Genomic DNA, 17,649 nt, shown 5'->3' with positions numbered 1-17,649 from the left:
AAATAATTTTGTTATGTTCCTATCCACGCTGACGCCACAAACTAATCAGGTTGTGATAGTTAATTTTTATTTGTTGAATCAGTTCGTTATCATCAATTTCATTTTTTAGCCACTGTAAAGATGGCTGGCCGAATAGAGTTCTTCCGACAGCAAAACCTTTGACGATAGATTTTCCGGCGACGGCATTGAAACCCGCTTTTAGCTCTTCCTGTGAAGCATCAAGACCAAGAATAACTACGCCGCGGCAATATGGGTCCCGTTGCTGGATTAAATGGTTAATCTGGTCCCAGCTATCGGCGTTGAGAGGAGGAAGTTTCCACCAATCTGGTTTAATGCCGAGGTTGTAAAAGCGTTTGAGTGCACGGATATAGTATTCATCTGAATGTTCCATTTCCGCAGGTAAAATCACTTCCAATAAAAGTTCATGGCCAGATTTACAGCATGCGGCATAAATTTCCTGAACTTTTTTTTCTTGTTCCAGGCGAAGTGAGTGAGTATCTTCTGGATGAAAAAACACCAGACATTTGACGATCTGTTCCAGAGGCCAGTCGATAAGTTGGGAACCGATGTTGCCATGCTCCAGACAGAGCGGGCGGGAGCCCGGCAGTTCAATTGGACGGCCTATCCACCAATGCTGTCCAGTTATTTCATTTAAAACATCCTGACCAAAGGTGCTGTCACACAACAGGCCAACTTTCCCTTGTAATCCGGCCTCTCTAGCAACTTTCTGGCTGGCGCGCAGTAAAAGTTGTTTTAATAATGGAATACGCTTGATACTGGCATCTGCTTGACGGGCCATTTCGATAAATTGGATACGATGGTCAAATGCCATCACGCACAGTTCATCCCACTGATTTTTACGGGCGCTAATGCGGTGAAGGTGATTCAGTGTTTCATCCAAATCAGGGCGTAGTACTTGATTGGTTCGTGACAGATAGTTATCAAGTTCTTTTTTATCTGGCATGGCCGGAGCGCACCCATGACGGGAAACGACTAATGCACCACAGGCATTCGCATAGGTACAGGCTTTTTCCCAGCTTTCGTCATTAAGATAGCCCCGCAACAGGCCGGACATGAAAGCATCCCCCGCACCCAGCACATTGAGAACATCAATCTGAACGCCCTGTACGGTAATGCCATCATCCAGATTATCAGGGATTTCAGCGGTAAAAACAGAACATCCCAGAGCTCCACGTTTGCAGACCAGTTCAGCCGAAGTGTGTTGACGGATATTACGGAGTGCTTCGATGGTATTGGTGGAATCACCCGCAATGTGGAACTCTTCTTCCGTTCCAACAATCAGGTCAAACAGAGATAACACTTCCTGTAACTGGGCTGTTACTCGTTCCGATTCGATATAGCGGGTTTCACCATCTCCCAGAGAAGTCAGCCCCCAAAGTACAGGGCGATAATCAATATCGATAACCGTTTTCACACCATTACGGCGGGCGTAGTTTAGAGCAGTCAAGACTGCATCGCGGGTATTTGGATGAGAAAGGTGTGTTCCGGTTATTGCCAGGCAACGGGCTGATGCAATGTATTCTTCGCTGAAATCATCGCGAGTCATTGCCATATCGGCGCAGTTGTCACGATAGAAGATCAGCGGAAAAGTTGTTTTATCTTTGATCCCCAGCAGTACCAGCGCAGTAAGACGCTCTTTGTCAGTGATTAGATGGCTGGTATCACAGCCAACACGTTGTAACTCTTCTCGGAGGAAACGCCCCATATGTTCATCACCGACTCTGGCTAGCATGGAAGATTTAAGTCCCTGACGAGCAGTACCATAGGCGACATTACCGGAAGATCCACCAAGATATTTTGCAAAACTTCCCATGTCTTCCAGTCGAGCCCCGATTTGCTGACCATACAGGTCAACGGCTATTCTTCCCATACAGATAACATCAAACTTTTTTGGCTGATCCATTGAACAACTCCTTATTGAGTACAACATCAAGTGTTGCTATGGTGTGCTCCGATAGTGGAAAGTTAATAAGAAAGATTAATTAATTTCAGTGACATTCACCCAACGTTGTTTTTTATACGAATGGGCAATAGCATCTAGAATGCGCGAGACTTTCCAGCCTTCGGTGAAATCCGGCCACATCTCTTGATTGTTGGCGATACCGTTAATCAAATCCCTGATTTCCACTGTTTTTTGATCATTGAAGCCGATGCCATGACCTGCGCTGTTGCAGAATGGGGCGTAATCAGGGTGTTCCGGACCGACAAGAATAGTTTTAAAACCTTGCCGGTTTGCAGGTTCATCGTGGCGGTAAAGTTTTAATTCGGCCATTCTTTCCTGTGTGAAACTCAAAGTACCTGTTGTTCCTGTGATGACGTAGTTCAATCCCATTTTCCGGCCACAGGCAACCCGGGAAGTTTCAATAATACCCATTGCTCCGCTGTTGAAACGCACCATGGTATGTGCTTGGTCTTCGTTTTCTACTGCCACCATGATGTCGGAACTTGTTTCTTCCGGGCGTTTTTTAACGACGATTTTCATATCCCCGCAAACAGTTTGAATATCACCGATCAGATATTGCGCCATATTGATGATATGAGCAGCAAGATCACTCAATGCACCTAATCCAGCTTTTTCTTTGAAACAGTGCCAGTGAATAGGCGTGAGTGGATCCGCCATATAATCTTCGTTATGTGTGCCGTAGAAATGAACGACTTCACCGATTTCACCATTTGAAATGATCTCTTTAGCCAGTTGTGCTGTGGGGTTTTTCATATAGTTAAAACCTACCAGTGTTTTCACTCCGGCTTTTTTGGCTGTTTCGGCCATTAATTTTGCATCAGTTGAATTGAGTGCCAGCGGTTTTTCGCAATAAACATGTTTGCCGTGTTTGATCGCTTCGAGCGCCATCTCTTTATGAAGGAAATTGGGTGAGCAGATATCGACAACATCAATATTAGGATCTGCCACCAATTCGTGCCAATTATCGGTAAAGCGCCGGAAACCGAATGCTTCAGATCGTTTTGCTGCAAGTTCAGTCGTCACTTCCGCCACCATTTCACGAACGAGTCTGCCAGCCAGAGGGAAAACAGTTGGAGCTTGTGCATAAGCAATTGCATGTGTGCGCCCGATGTAACCAGTACCAATTAATCCGATACGAATCTCTTTCATCACTGTTTCTCCGAATTAAAGCTGACAAGCCGTTTTGTTGTGTGCAGTAGGTTCCTGAGTGTTTGTTAACCTTGATTGTTGTTGCGTAATTGTTATATGAAATATTTATTTCAAATTCAATACAATTAGAAATATTAATTTCAATTTGTGATCTGATCAGGATTTTTGAGGTAACATAGCGTTATATATAGTTAATTTTTTAATAAGTTGCACATTATCCAAGGATAAAAGATGAAAATAAGTGGATGGATGAAATTTTTATTTCATCTTATTTTGGTGTATATGGAAAGTGTATTATGTGGCTTTAATTAAGTCATCTCTTCCCTTTATTGCAGGGAAGAAATTTTTCTATTTTTTTCTAAACAGAGCACTGCCCATTTTATAGAATACATAAAACAGTATTAATGCAACCATCAGATAATAAATAATCATTATTATTGTGGGAATATTATGTGCGAGAAATACGTACATAGAAATCGACCCCAGAATAATTAACCCTGCAACTGGCTTTACTATAGACCACGGCGTAATATCTACCTGTTCGGTATAAACATCTTCAAATGGCTTGGCTGGGAAGAAATAGCCAATAGCCAGCATGAAAATAACATTGAGGGTAAATAAAATACCGACCAAATGAAAGAAATGCAGATCAATTTTTAAAATAAAGTTACAGATAATATAAGCGGACATACCGAATAACAAGCCAAGTTTAGCGGCAATAGGAGGTACACGTTTAGTCATTAAACCGACCAGTACCACACTAAGAATTGGCGCGTTAAAAATTCCCTGCAATTGTTGAATAAGATAGAACAGACCATCCGGCGCATTAGCAACTAATGGGGCAACAATCATGGTTGTTAAAGCCAACCCAAGTCCCAGATATTTACTGACAGTGACTGTTTGAGCTTCGGTTGCTTTTTGGTTGATTCGTTGTCTGTAGATATTAACGATAAAAAGTGTCACAGATGAATTAAGTCCGCCACTGAATGTGGAGAATACGGCACCGACAACGACAGCCGCAAAAAAGCCCACTAATATTTCAGGCAGAACCAGATGTACCAATTGTGGATAGGCATTATCCGGGTTGTCTATTTGTCCTTTGAAAATATGGAACGCAATAATGCCTGGCAGAATAATAATGGATGGAATGATGAGTTTAAAGAAAGCGCATAACATGACGCCTTTTTGCCCTTCGGCCAGATTTTTTGCACCAAGGGCTTTCTGAACGATTGATTGATTAGTACACCAGAAAAACATATTGGAAATAATTAAGCCGGTAAATAACGTGGAGAAAGGAACCAGCGAATCCTCACTGCCGATCGAGTTAAATTTATCAGGGTTAGTCTGGTAAACCTCAACTAATCCTTGCCAGGCATTGCCACTGCCGACATAGAGCAGGGCAAAAATTGTTACCATTAATCCGCCAATGATTAAGCCGGCTCCGTTAATAGTATCTGCGACTGCAATCGCTTTAATACCACCAAAGATAGCGTAAATAGCCCCTAATCCACCGATACCCCAAACCATAATCCATAATGCTGTGGTTTTATCGACACTGAATACATTTGAAACCTGGAATAGACTTTCCAATGCGATCGCACCGGTATACAGCACAATTGGCAGCAGTGAAATGACATACATAGCTAGGAACAGTATTGAGGTAATAAGCAGGGTATTTTTGTCAAACCGACGTTCAAGATATTCCGGAATGGTTGAAATGCCGAGTTTCAGATATTTAGGCAGGAAATAAAGAGCAAATAAAACAATGGTAATAGCAGCTATCACTTCCCAGGCCATGACGATAAATCCGGTTCGGAATGCTAATCCATTCAAACCGACTAAGTGTTCTGTAGAAAGGTTCATCAGCAACATAGAACTACCGATATAAATACCGGTGAGAGAACGCCCACCAAGAAAATAGCCTTCAGTAGATTCTGTCAGACGGGCATTATGTGTTTTGTAATAAGCAAAGCCAGCAACTAATAAGGTAAATCCAATAAATGAGAGAAAAGCTAACATACTGTCCTCCACGCCTGAATTACGGTTTTCAGGCAGCAATGCGCTAATGGGAAAGGGGGCCCGTTTTTATTGTGAAAATAAATTGTGAATCAGTTATTCAGGTGTAGGCCTGTTTTATAATTTGATTTCTTTACCGGAGTGCAGGGATTCAAGTGCTTTATCTGCCAGATAGAGTGCCTGTTCGCCATCAAAACCACTGCATTCTGGTGTGGTTCGGTCAGCCATGACGTTGACGAAATGATCCCATTCAGCAATATAGGCTTCCCGGTAACGTTGCAGGAAGAAGTGCTCTGGTTTAGCGGCTAAACAGCCGGTGTTTTCCCAGAGTTCAACGCTGTTTTCTTTGATGTTGCCGGCACTAAGCAATCCTTTTTCACCATGTAGTTCAATCCGCTGGTCATAGCCATAACCGGAGCGGCGGCTGTTAGTAATGGCTGCCATTGCACCTGATGGGAATTTCATAACGATAAAGGCGGTGTCGATATCACCAACTTGCCCAATTGCCGGATCAACCAGATTACTGCCTTGGGCATATATTGAGCATGGCTCTTCACCGATAATAAAACGTGCCATATCGAAGTCATGTATTGTCATATCCCGGAACATCCCACCAGAGACTTTGACGTATTCAGCAGAGGGCGGTGAGGGATCACGAGAAGTCATCAGCAGAGATTCGGCTTTTCCTATTGTACCGGCATCAAACAGTGTTTTTACCCGGCGAAATTGCGGATCGTAACGACGGTTAAAACCAATCAACAAGGGAACTTGATACTGTTTAACAGTTTCAAGGCAGTGATGAACACGTTCAATATCAAGGTGGACCGGTTTTTCACAGAAGATTTTTTTGTGATGCTTTGCTGCGAGTTCGATGAGATCTGCATGAGTGTCCGTCGCTGAAGCAATAAGAACACCATGAACTTCCGGATCAGATATTGCCTGTTCAATGGCTTGTACTTTTGTCTGGTATTTCTGTGCTAAAGATTCAGCACTTTCTTGATTCGGATCGACAACGGAATAAAGGCAGGTTTCTTTATGATTCGCGATATTCGCCGCATGTACCTGACCAATACGTCCAGCGCCAAATAATGCAATGTTAAACATAGATGCTCCTTGATACCTGGGTACTACTTTTGGGATATTCAGGAATATATCAAATAAAACGTTTATTTCAATTTAACTATATTTAGAAATTATATTTTTGTGTGCCGGATAGCATTTTGTAATCATAATGTTGAATTTGTGTTAAGCAGATCACGTAAAGTAAGACTCATACTGGCCGGAATAACCTATTTTTCTTTTAAAAACAAATGAAAGTATCGATTCGATTAAGTCGTCGTCAGGGTTAGCAATAAGGATTGAATAAAAAGGATAAAGTGATTCATTTTCGAAATAAAAATTTCAAAAATAGTATTGGAAGTCGTTGGGAAAAGTGGCCTGCCACCCGGCAGGCCGTCAACTTTTTTTAATACTGACGTATTTTGGTTGCAATCATCTCTTTTATGTTCTTTGATGCAGATTCTATAGCTGGATTCTCAGCTACCTGCGCCGTTCCTGTTCGCCACCATGATTCATAGCCATGTGTCATGGTTTTAGGCAGCACTTTAATATCGATCAACACGGGTACGGTCTGTTTTCTGGCTTCCTGTAATGCGTAAAACAGTTGCTGTTCATCGTGAACGCTGTAACTTTTGCAGCCGTAGCTTTCTGCATTTTTGGCAAAATCGACTTTAATCAGTTTTCCATCCATGTAACCACTTTCTGGGTTCCGGTAACGGTTTTCTGTGCCAAAACTGCCCATCCCTTGGCTCATTTGCAGGTTGTTGATACAGCCAAATCCCGCGTTATCGAACAGCAACACGGTGATCTTGATATTTTCCTGTACCGCAGTTTGCAGCTCCGAATGAAGCATCATATAAGAGCCATCACCCGCTATGGCATAGACGGGTTGGTCGGGACAGGCGAGTTTGGCACCAATAGCCGCCGCTATCTCATAACCCATACAGGAATAGCCATACTCAAGATGGTAGGTATCCGGTTGTTTAGGTTGCCATACCCGCTGTAAATCGCCGGGTAGGGAGCCGGCTGCACCAACAATGATCGCTTCGGGTTCAAGGTGTTTATCCAGTAATCCTAATACCTTGGTTTGTGTCAGGCGGGTTTGTAATGTCTGGCTGTACTCTTCTAATTTATCATCAAGATGACCGGGAATTTCTGGAGTAAAACCTGCCTGATACTGAATTTCGAACAGGCGATTTAACTCTTTTCGCCACATTTCTCGTGCTTGAGAAATTTCATCCTGATAGCCACTGCGATAACTTAACTGAGCGAGTTTCTCTGCGATAGCATTTAATCCCTCACGGGCATCGGCCACGATAGGAACGGCATCCAGTTTACAGGCGTCGAATTCCGCGACGTTGATAGTGAGAAATTCAACATCTGGATTCTGAAACAGGGATTTGGATGCGGTTGTGAAATCAGTAAACCGGGTGCCGACACCAATAATCAAATCAGCTTCTTTGGCTATCAGGTTGGCTGCAAGACAGCCCGTTGTTCCTAAACCACCACAATTAAGTGGATGATCGGCAACGACAGCACTTTTACCTGCCTGTGTTTCAGCAAAAGGGATATTGAAGTTTTCTGCGAACTGACGGAAAGCTTGATGTGCTTCTGAATAGCGCACGCCGCCACCGCAGATTAGTAAGGGTTTTTTCTTGCGGCTTATTAGTGTCACCGCATCGTTGATCATGGCGACAGATGCCGGGCGGCGTTCAATACGATGAATCCGTTTTTGGAAGAAATAGTCCGGAAAATCCCAAATTTCGCCTTGAACGTCTTGCGGCAAACAAATTGTGACAGCGCCTGTATCAGCGGGATCGGTCAGAACCCGCATGGCATTAATCATCGCGCTCATGAGTTGTTCTGGTCTGGAGATACGATCCCAGTAACGGGAAACAGGGCGGAAACAGTCATTTGTACTGATAGTATAGTCATGGAATTGTTCAACTTGCTGTAAAACCGGATCAGGCTGGCGGCAGGCGAAGAGATCACCGGGGAATAGCAACAAAGGGATCCGGTTAGCTGTGGCGGTTGCAGCGGCTGTTACCATATTAGCGGAGCCAGGGCCGACAGATGAGGTCACGGCAAAAATCTGTTTGCGCTTTTTCTGTTTGGCAAAACCGGTTGCGATATGAGCCATGCCTTGCTCATTGCATCCTTGGTAAACGGTTAAGTGACCGGGAGCTTGCTCCAGTGCCTGCCCTAATCCAACAACATTACCATGACCGAAAATGGTAAAAATTCCTCTGATGAATGGGGACTGTTCACCATCGACTTCCACATATTGTTGATTCAAGAACTTCACCAATGCTTGAGCGGTTGTCATTGTTGATTTATTCATTTCACAGAACTCCACTTTATTCCATCGTTGGCATGATAAAACTGCTGGAATGATGTTCTAACCTGATACTTTCCGGCCAACGGCTGGTGACTGTTTTCATGCGGGTGTAGAAACGAACACCATCATTACCGTGAACGTTAAGTGGACCAAAAATCGAACGTTTCCAGCCACCAAAGCTGTGGAATGCCATAGGCACCGGAATAGGGACATTAATGCCGACCATACCGGCCTGTACATCTTCGCTGAATTGACGGGCGGTTTCTCCATCGCAGGTGAATATGGCGGTACCGTTACCATACTGATGGTGATTAATTAACGTTAGTGCGGTGGCATAATCAGGCACACGAACAATGACCAGGACCGGGCCGAAAATCTCTTCCTGATATATTTTCATCTCTGGTGTGACGTTATCAAATAGCGTCGGACCAATAAAATAGCCATTTTCATAACCAGGAACGTTGAGTTGACGACCATCGATCAGCAGGCTGGCCCCTTGTTTTTCGCCGCTGGCAATATAGTCACAGATTTTGGCTTTGTGTTGGGCCGAGATAACCGGACCCATATCATTCTCTTTACCTTCAGTCATACCGGGGCCGACAGACATGTTGCTGATCTGTTGATGTAGTTTTGCAATCAGGGCATTGGCCGTTTCATCCCCAACCGCTAATACAACAGACAGTGCCATGCAACGTTCACCTGCCGCCCCAAAAGCCGCGCCCATAATCGCGTTACAAGCCATATCAAGGTCAGCATCCGGCATGAGAATACAGTGGTTTTTTGCCCCTCCCAGAGCCTGACAGCGTTTCCCATGTGCAGAGGCAGTCGTATAGATATATTCGGCAATCGGGGTAGAACCTACAAAGCTAACGGCCTGTACTCTCGGATCAGTCAGCAGGACATCGACTGCCTCTTTATCACCGTTGACAACATTAAATACACCATCGGGTAAACCGGCTTGTTTAAGCAGCAGTGCTAATTCAACAGCAACAGAAGGATCTTTTTCTGAAGGCTTCAAGACGAAAGTGTTCCCTGTAGCCAGCGCGATGGGGAACATCCACATAGGAACCATTGCCGGGAAGTTGAAAGGGGTAATACCGGCACAAACACCCAAAGGCTGCATCAATGAGTGGCTATCGACGCCTGTTCCGGTGTTAGCGGAATGTTCACCTTTTTGCAAATGAGGAATGCCGCAGGCAAATTCAACAACTTCCAGGCCACGGGTTAATTCACCAATGGCATCTGAGTAGATTTTTCCGTGTTCTTCTGAAATCAATCGCGCTAATTTGTCTATATTGGCTTCCAGCAATGTTTTGAACTGGAACATTACACGGGCACGTTTAAGCGGTGAAATTTTAGACCATCCGTTGTAAGCCTGATGGGCAGTTTCAATTGCCTGTTCAACTTCATGGGCTGTGCTTAGTGCTACCTGACGTATCTGTTTTCCCGTTGCTGGATTGAAAACAGGAGAAAAACGGACGCTGTGACTAGGAATGAGTTGCCCGCTAACATAATTCTTGACTTGTTCCATTCTGAGCCTCTCTTACAGATTTTAATGTTTGTACTGAATCAGAAACCTTGGTAATAGATATATGAAATATTTATTTCATTTTCAATCATATTTAGAACGATAACCGATTAGTGTGATCGGAGTAATGTTTTATGAATAACAGGTAACTAGGTGACTAATGAGTTGTTATTCAATATTATGATAATAATAAACTATTACAATTAATGGATTATATATTTCATTTCCAACTATAAAAATGAAATATGATTCATCTTATGCTGTAAAACAATTACAATTGCCAACGATAAATTTTAGGGGGGATTTATGTCTGTAGCATCGAATCTGAATGAATTTCAAGAACAAGTCCGTTCACGCTATGGTCAATTGAGTAAACGCTTGCAACAAGTAGCCCGATATGTGCTGGATAATACTAATAGTGTGGCTTTTGATACTGTTGCTGTGATAGCCAGAGAAGCTGATGTTCCTCCATCAACATTAATTCGTTTCGCAAATGCGTTTTATTTCAGTGGCTTTAATGAAATGAAACAGCTATTTCGTGTGCATATGGTAGAAGAGACCGCCAGTTATGCAGACAGAGCCAGATTATTCAGGGAACTGGATGGTGAGCAGGAGCCGCTGGAAGATCCACAGCATATTTTGCAGGAATTTGCCCGTTCAAATGTGCAGGCGATGCAACAGCTGGCTACCCGAACAGCGCCTGAAGATTTAAAAAACGCGGTAGATTTATTGGCTAAGGCCAAGAATATCTACATTATTGGGCTGCGTCGTTCTTTTAGTGTGGCTGTTTATCTTTCTTATGCATTGAGTCATCTGGAATGCCGTCCATTATTAGTGGATGGGTTGGGGGGGATGTTCAGGGAACAGATTAACTTAATTGGGCAAGAAGATGTTGTCGTTTCAATCAGTTTTACCCCTTATGCGGAAGAGACAGTGATGATCAGTGAGAGGGCAGCGAAAGCAGGGGCAAAACAGATAGTGATTACTGATAGTCAGATTAGCCCTCTTGCCAGTTTCAGTGATGTCTGTTTTGTGATTAAAGAAGCACAGGTGGATGCATTTCGTTCTCAGTCTGCAACGTTGTGTTTAGTGCAGTCTTTGGCAGTTTCTCTGGCTTATCGGCAAGGAAACACTATTTAATTTTAAAATGACGTTCTTGTATTCCTGATGAACATTTTAATCATTATTAACCCGTTGGTACCGGCGGGTTAATTTCTACCAGGTTAGTGGAAAAATCTCTGTTTAAACAAAATGTAAACCTGATATTAATAACTGGTTTTTTATACGTAAATGTTGTTGATTCCTATTGACAATAATTATTTAATAGTTGTTTGGAGTTATGGTTTTAAAGAGGGATCACACGATGATTAAAGGATCGCGTTACATTTTTGTCATTTTATCTGCAATTTCTTTCCAGTCATTTGCTGTAAATTTCCATTACAAAAGTGATATTCCGGCAGACAATAAGCCATCGGCAGAATATATGAAGCAGAGAGAAAATCTTGCATCCAACTATTTGAATGTGGATAAACTCACTGCGGATAATGAACTTGTGAAAAAATGGGAACAGAAAAGACAGGTTGAAGAAACAAAAAGATATGCCGAACACTGGCAGGATAATGAACGATTTAATTATGGGATCAATGGAGGATTGAATCATGGATTCAATGATTCAATCCAGCGGGATATTGAGCGAGCTAATCGAATTGAACAGAACGGAGGAATGACTAGAAGTAACTTTTTTGATAGGAAATGATCACTATTCAACGCTATTTGCATAGTAAATTAAATGAGTTACCAGAAAAAGCAGCTTGTCGATAATTGTTGACAGTCTTTCGAAAGAATTTCCTCTACTGCCATGTGAATATAATGATTTCATACTGAGCGGAGAAAGACATGGAACAGATCGAATGGGCTGATTTTGAAAAAATTGACATGCGGGTTGGCACAATTATTTCGGCAGGATTGAATGCCCAAAGCCAGCAAACCTGTCTATAAATTACAAATTGATCTCGGTGAACTGGGCGTTAGAAACTTAAGCGCTCAGATAACCGCGCATTACACACCTGAGCAATTAATCGGCCGTCAGGTTCTTTGTGTGTGCAACTTTCCACCAAAGCGGATCGCGGGTGTCAAATCAGAGGTATTATTAACCGGCAGTGTCGATGAAAATGGTGCGGTGGTGGATATGGCCGATATTTGCGCGGTATCTCCCAGCACTTTGCACTGCAAACTTTTTATTGCAACTGGCATGAGCTCAATGGCTTATTTGAAAACATACCGGATGAAACTTGCTTATAATTTATTGGTTAACAGTTATAAGCCTTTGACTGATATTGCTTTTCTTTCCAGCTATGCTTCCCAGTCAGCTTTTACCTTTGCATTTAGTCAGCATTATGGCTGCACACCAGCCAGGCTGCGTAAGACAAAATGATATTTTCAGAATTTTATGACTTGATGCACAACGATATTGTGCCTAACCACTGAATGTAAAACAGATAGTTAAGCCATCAATCATAACGGCAGTGCACTGATGGATTTGTTGTTAGGAGCATAAAGCCATCTGAATCATAAGATAGCTTTATGCTGGCTATAGATATTATTGAGTTTTCATTTCTGATTTATCGGCATTATTAAGCAGGCGGCGAATGGGCACAATTAACACCATCAGCACGGCTGCACAAATCACCAGGGCCAGAGAGACACGGGAGAACAGATCAGGCAGGCTGTCCAGTTGATCCGCACGAACATGCCCACCAATCAGACCAGCAGCCAGATTACCCAGTGCATTTGCACAGAACCACAAGCCCATTATCTGACTACGCATTCGTGATGGTGCCAGCAGCGTCACAGTGGCAAGGCCAATCGGGCTAAGGCACAGTTCACCGAGTGTCAGAAACAGAGAACTGGATACCAGCCAGAAAGGAGAAACGGTTTCACCTGTTGCCAGTACATTTTGTGCAGCCAGAATCATCACACCAAAACCACCGGCAGCGAACAGAATACCAATAATGAATTTACTGATACTGCTCGGGTTGATATTGTTTTTTGCCAATCTGGGCCAGAACCAACTGAATACGGGGGCCAGCAGGATAATAAACAGCGCATTAATTGATTGGAACCATACTGTCGGTATCTCAAACCCCATCACCATACGGTCAGTATAATCATTGGCAAACAGGTTTAATGAAGTTGGTGTTTGCTCGTATGCAGACCAGAAGAATGCAGCAGATATTAGCAGAATCAAACAGACTAGCAGACGTGAACGGTCACTACTGCTTAAGCCGGCAAACAGGAACAGATAGGCAAAGTAAAGTGTTACACAGAATGAGATCACATAAACCATTGCGCGGGCTACGGCTACTGGATTGAATGGAATGACACCAAGGATTAGCAGAGCAATAATGGCAATGATAGCGATGACCGTAGTAAAAACCCATTTTCCAACGTTTTTACGCTTCACTGTAGGGCGGTCCCAGCTTGAATCCAAACCACCCTCTTTATCATATTGGCGCATCAAAGGGATCGTGTAGAAGCGGAATATCAATAGGGCAACCAGCATTCCCAACCCTCCGATACCAAAACCCCAGTGCCAGCCATAGTCACGAACCAGCAAGCCAGTCGTCAGAGGAGCAATAAAGGAACCGATGTTAATCCCCATGTAAAATAGGGAAAAACCACCATCACGACGTGGATCCTCTTTTTTATACAGAGTTCCGACCATGACGGTGACACAGGTTTTAAACAGTCCTGTACCTAATACGATCAATAACAAACCAATAAAGAACAAATAATGACTTAAAAACGCGGAGAGGGCGATAGACAGATGCCCTAATGCAATAATGATCGAACCATACCAGACAGCTTGACGTTGGCCCAACCAGTTATCCGCCAGCCAGCCGCCGGGCAGGGCTGTCAAATAGACACACCCGGCAAAAATACCGACGATAGCAGAGGCCTGTTCACGGGGAATACCCATGCCACCATCATAGATGGATGCGGCCATAAATAAGATCAGTAGTGGGCGAATGCCGTAGTAAGAGAAACGTTCCCACATTTCTGTGAAAAACAGGGAACTTAATGGATAAGGATGTCCGAAGAAGGTTCGGTTTTTTGTGTTGTTAATGGAGGATTGCATCTAAGTTTTCCTATAATACTGCACGCCAGGAGTGTCATGTGTGCAACAAATCAAGCCTTTAAAAAGCTCTCTCAGCTTTGGTTTAGAGCAAACAACAAAGCCACGTTTTTTTATTAAATGACGTCCTGTCTTATTAATATGTTTTTAACATACTTTTCGGCTAATTTTATTAATAAACAGGATATCTCTTACTTTACATTCCATTTTTCATAGCAAAGTTCGACAGAAATCTCATTTTTCACCACGGGTTGATTGAAGTGATGATGAGGCCTATTGACTTATTTATATTTTTCATGTTTTTGTAAATGAAAAGATTTTAGAGTAATAAATTAAGTAATAGGGATAATACATACATAATCTTTTCAGAGGCCAGATATTGAGAGTGATAATGAAAGGTAAAAAAGTACAGTCATTTGATTATTAGCTATGTGTTTATTTAGCTACTTTAGTTTATATTTTTTATATAAACATAGCTAATAAATCAGATTAAAAGGTACAACATCAATATTGGAATAAAATAATGGATTATTAGGCTGTATGTGAAACTCATTATGGCTGTTTCTGCATCTACGAAACAGCCATAATGATATTTAATGGACTTTGTCAGCCTGCCCGTACAGAGAAGGCTGACCGTTAGGCCGGGTTTTAAAGCGACGATGTAGCCACATATATTGATCAGGAGCCTGTAAGATCTCCTGTTCCACGACTTTGTTCATAAAAGCTGCTGCTTTCACTTCATCATCTTTAGGGAACCCATCTACCGCAGGTTGAATAATTAACTCATAACCTTTTCCGTCAGGCAGACGGCGGGGGGTAAATGGGATCATTGCCGGATCAGCGAGACGCGCAAGTATAGAGGTACCTGTGGTTGTTGCGGCATGTTCTACCGCAAATAGTGGCGCGAATACGCTATTTCGTGGGCCGTAATCATGATCGGGCGCGTACCAGACGATTTCACCATTTTTCAGGCAGCGGATCATGCCTTTGACATCTTTCCTATCCAGCATATATTTGTTGGAGCGCAGTCGTCCCCATGTTTGTAACCAATCCATAACCGGATTATCATTTGGGCGATAAACACCAATTCCCGGATTGAGTAAACCGAGAATTCGGGCACCCAGTTCCAGTGTCAGGAAATGAATACCGATAACAATAATTCCTTGTTCGCGAGCCTGGATTTTCTGGATATTTTCCCGCCCGATAACGTTAAACCAGCGTTCTACCCGCCAGTCCGGCCAAAACCAGGCTATACCTGTTTCAAATATCCCCATTCCGACGGATTCGAAGTTTTTTATTAGCAGCTCACTGCGTTTCTCTTGAGACATATCCGGAAAACATAGCTCAAGATTTCTTTCGGCAATTCTGGTGCGTTTTTTCAGAAAGCGCATGGAGAATCTGCCCAGACGGGTGCCTATCCAATAAATCATGGGGTAGGGGAGCAGGACCAGCAAATAAAGCAGACTGATACCAAACCAGGTAAGCCAATGACGGGGATGAAGCAATGAGCGTTGAAAAGAAGGTGAGTGTATCATGGATTCTCAGGTTATTTATGGTTCCAAATAAGATGGACAAAACAATTCGCCTATTGTGACACTTTTTGACGGGATATCGAAGTTTTCAGACATGAAATGTTTAGGATATCGATGGTGAGTCATGTTCTGGCCGGCTTTACTAAACTGCTTGCTGCTTTCTTTCGCCAGTATAGTAGCGTGCTCGTCTGCCATCCAGTTTTGCTATCCGTAAAGAATGATGCCTAATAACTTGTTGATAAATAATTATTAAAATAGTTTTCCAGAAGCTATTTACAATGCGTGTGGATAATATTACTGTTTGTATAAACAGTGTTGTTTGTGGAGGGAAAAACTATGCATGTAGAAGTGACAATCGATAAATCTAAGAAGTTGCCAAAAGGTGCTGTCCTTGCTCTTGCTGTAGAACTGGATAACCGTCTTAAACGCCGTTGGCCTGATATTAAAACCAATGTGAAGTTAGCGGGTAATGATGGGCTATCCGTCCGTGGTGGTACTCCCGATGACAGGAAAGTCGTTGAAGAAATTCTGCAAGAGACATGGGAAAGTGCTGATGATTGGTTCCAGCCCTGAATGAGGGTTAAGCCAAATGACAGTCAGTTAAACCTGCCGGTTGCCAGCAATCTGAGGTGCTTATCCTATAGTCTGTGATGTGAAGGATTTCATGATCAATCAATGGGAGGGGAAGACCTCCCATTTTATTATTGATTTCCTGTTACCGCGTTACAAATTACTACTCGTTGAAAATCATTTTCGTTATCATACCCGCTTGATGGCGGAGGCCATCACTTATTACATTTAATCTTATGACTTGAAATTCAGGAAAGTACACCATGCCAGTGTTACATAACCGCATTTCTAATAAAGAGTTGAAAGAACGTATGCTGGCGGAGAGCCAGCCTCGTACTACCATCTCTTTTTATAAATATTTTAATATATTAGATCCTCTGGCTTTCCGTAACAGCCTGTATCAACAGTTTACTGAGCTTTCAGTATTTGGTCGGGTTTATATTGCCAAAGAGGGGATCAACGCACAGATAAGTTTACCAACTCATCATCTGGAAGCATTCAAAGCGTTATTGTATGGCGTTGATCCTGCGTTGGATAATCTGAGGTTGAATATCGCACTTGATGATGATGGAAAATCTTTCTGGGTTTTGCGTATGAAAGTGCGTGACCGCGTCGTGGCTGACGGTATTGAAGATGAAACTTTTGATTCATCAAAAACCGGTGAATATCTTAAAGCAGAGCAGGTCAACCAGATGTTGGATGATCCTGAGGCGCTATTTGTCGATATGCGTAATCACTATGAATATGAAGTCGGGCATTTTGAAAATGCCATTGAAATTCCTTCTGATACCTTCCGCGAACAATTGCCAATGGCAGTGGAAATGTTGCAGGATAATAAGGATAAAACCATTGTGATGTATTGCACCGGTGGTATTCGGTGTGAAAAGGCCAGTGCTTATATGTTGCACAATGGTTTTAAAAACGTATATCACGTAGAAGGCGGTGTTATCGAATATGCCCGTAAAGCCAGGGCGCAGGGATTACCAGTGCGTTTTATGGGTAAAAACTTTGTATTTGATGAGCGGATGGGAGAACGTATTTCAGATGATGTCATTGCTCATTGCCATCAATGTGGAGCGTCTTGTGATAGCCATACTAATTGTAAGAATGATGGTTGCCACCTGTTGTTTATTCAGTGCCCGGAATGTGCCGCTAAATTTGAAGGTTGTTGCAGTGAAGCATGTGGGGAAGAAGTCAGGCTACCAGAAACGGAACAGCGTGTTCGTCGGGCTGGTCGAGAAAATGGAGCAAAAGTATTTAATAAATCCCGGCATCGTTTACAGGATGGATTGAATATTACCTCATTACAGTTGACTAAATAGTATTGTCAATGGCTGG

Annotated in this window: 15 protein-coding genes and 1 pseudogene; 7 read left to right on the top strand and 9 right to left on the bottom strand. The window is 42.8% G+C overall.

Translation table 11 applies throughout. The annotated features are described in order from the left end of the window. Positions 1–19: 19 nt before the first annotated feature. The 6 genes from ACUN2T_RS15540 to ACUN2T_RS15515 form a co-directional block, all read right to left on the bottom strand. Positions 20–1,924, bottom strand: coding sequence for a bifunctional 5-dehydro-2-deoxygluconokinase/5-dehydro-2-deoxyphosphogluconate aldolase (locus ACUN2T_RS15540; RefSeq protein WP_445493918.1), 1,905 nt, complete (start codon positions 1,922–1,924; stop codon positions 20–22). A gap of 75 nt (positions 1,925–1,999) precedes the next feature. Beyond that, positions 2,000–3,133: a Gfo/Idh/MocA family protein gene (locus tag ACUN2T_RS15535; RefSeq protein WP_445493917.1), complete on the bottom strand. Its 1,134-nt coding sequence runs from the start codon at positions 3,131–3,133 to the stop codon at positions 2,000–2,002. A gap of 348 nt (positions 3,134–3,481) precedes the next feature. Next, positions 3,482–5,152, bottom strand: a complete 1,671-nt coding sequence (locus ACUN2T_RS15530; protein ID WP_445493916.1) for a solute:sodium symporter family transporter — start codon at positions 5,150–5,152, stop codon at positions 3,482–3,484. 114 nt (positions 5,153–5,266) lie between these two features. Further along, entirely contained in the window at positions 5,267–6,253 is a 987-nt protein-coding gene (gene iolG, locus ACUN2T_RS15525) for an inositol 2-dehydrogenase (RefSeq protein WP_445493914.1), read from the bottom strand. 361 nt (positions 6,254–6,614) lie between these two features. Then, positions 6,615–8,549, bottom strand: a complete 1,935-nt coding sequence (gene iolD / locus ACUN2T_RS15520) for a 3D-(3,5/4)-trihydroxycyclohexane-1,2-dione acylhydrolase (decyclizing) (protein WP_445493913.1) — start codon at positions 8,547–8,549, stop codon at positions 6,615–6,617. A gap of 16 nt (positions 8,550–8,565) precedes the next feature. After that, positions 8,566–10,077, bottom strand: a complete 1,512-nt coding sequence (locus ACUN2T_RS15515) for a CoA-acylating methylmalonate-semialdehyde dehydrogenase (protein WP_445493912.1) — start codon at positions 10,075–10,077, stop codon at positions 8,566–8,568. Positions 10,078–10,380: 303 nt separating this feature from the next. Between ACUN2T_RS15515 and ACUN2T_RS15510 the strand changes: the two genes are divergently transcribed. From ACUN2T_RS15510 to ACUN2T_RS15495, 4 genes and pseudogenes are all read left to right on the top strand, one after another. Beyond that, entirely contained in the window at positions 10,381–11,214 is an 834-nt protein-coding gene (locus ACUN2T_RS15510; protein ID WP_445493910.1) for a MurR/RpiR family transcriptional regulator, read from the top strand. A gap of 223 nt (positions 11,215–11,437) precedes the next feature. Next, entirely contained in the window at positions 11,438–11,830 is a 393-nt protein-coding gene (locus ACUN2T_RS15505) for a hypothetical protein (protein WP_445493909.1), read from the top strand. 140 nt (positions 11,831–11,970) lie between these two features. Continuing rightward, positions 11,971–12,259, top strand: a pseudogene (locus ACUN2T_RS15500) (tRNA-binding protein); the annotation flags it as partial. A 3-nt stretch (positions 12,260–12,262) separates the two neighbouring features. Beyond that, positions 12,263–12,508 carry a helix-turn-helix domain-containing protein gene (locus ACUN2T_RS15495; RefSeq protein ID WP_445497888.1) on the top strand — a complete coding sequence of 82 codons (246 nt, stop codon included), beginning with the start codon at positions 12,263–12,265 and terminating at the stop codon, positions 12,506–12,508. 165 nt (positions 12,509–12,673) lie between these two features. Here ACUN2T_RS15495 and ACUN2T_RS15490 read toward each other — a convergent pair whose 3' ends face one another. The 3 genes from ACUN2T_RS15490 to ACUN2T_RS15480 form a co-directional block, all read right to left on the bottom strand. Next, positions 12,674–14,212 (bottom strand): peptide MFS transporter, encoded by a 1,539-nt coding sequence (locus ACUN2T_RS15490; protein ID WP_445493907.1) that lies wholly within the window; start codon positions 14,210–14,212, stop codon positions 12,674–12,676. A gap of 590 nt (positions 14,213–14,802) precedes the next feature. Further along, positions 14,803–15,744: a Kdo(2)-lipid IV(A) acyltransferase gene (locus ACUN2T_RS15485; RefSeq protein ID WP_445493906.1), complete on the bottom strand. Its 942-nt coding sequence runs from the start codon at positions 15,742–15,744 to the stop codon at positions 14,803–14,805. 15 nt (positions 15,745–15,759) lie between these two features. Next, entirely contained in the window at positions 15,760–15,936 is a 177-nt protein-coding gene (locus tag ACUN2T_RS15480; RefSeq protein WP_445493904.1) for a hypothetical protein, read from the bottom strand. A gap of 141 nt (positions 15,937–16,077) precedes the next feature. On the opposite strand from ACUN2T_RS15480, the gene ACUN2T_RS15475 reads away from it, so the two are divergent. The 3 genes from ACUN2T_RS15475 to trhO all read left to right on the top strand — a co-directional run bounded on the left by ACUN2T_RS15475 (position 16,078) and on the right by trhO (position 17,633). Further along, positions 16,078–16,314, top strand: coding sequence for a DinI-like family protein (locus ACUN2T_RS15475; RefSeq protein WP_445493903.1), 237 nt, complete (start codon positions 16,078–16,080; stop codon positions 16,312–16,314). A gap of 91 nt (positions 16,315–16,405) precedes the next feature. Continuing rightward, positions 16,406–16,543, top strand: coding sequence for a hypothetical protein (locus tag ACUN2T_RS15470; RefSeq protein ID WP_445493902.1), 138 nt, complete (start codon positions 16,406–16,408; stop codon positions 16,541–16,543). Between the two features lie 31 nt (positions 16,544–16,574). After that, positions 16,575–17,633, top strand: coding sequence for an oxygen-dependent tRNA uridine(34) hydroxylase TrhO (trhO, locus tag ACUN2T_RS15465; protein WP_445493900.1), 1,059 nt, complete (start codon positions 16,575–16,577; stop codon positions 17,631–17,633). Positions 17,634–17,649: the final 16 nt, after the last annotated feature.

The organism is Photorhabdus machadonis (assembly GCF_052657765.1).
Note: the sequence above shows the minus strand (reverse complement) of the source record. Positions and strands in the feature narration are given on the sequence as shown.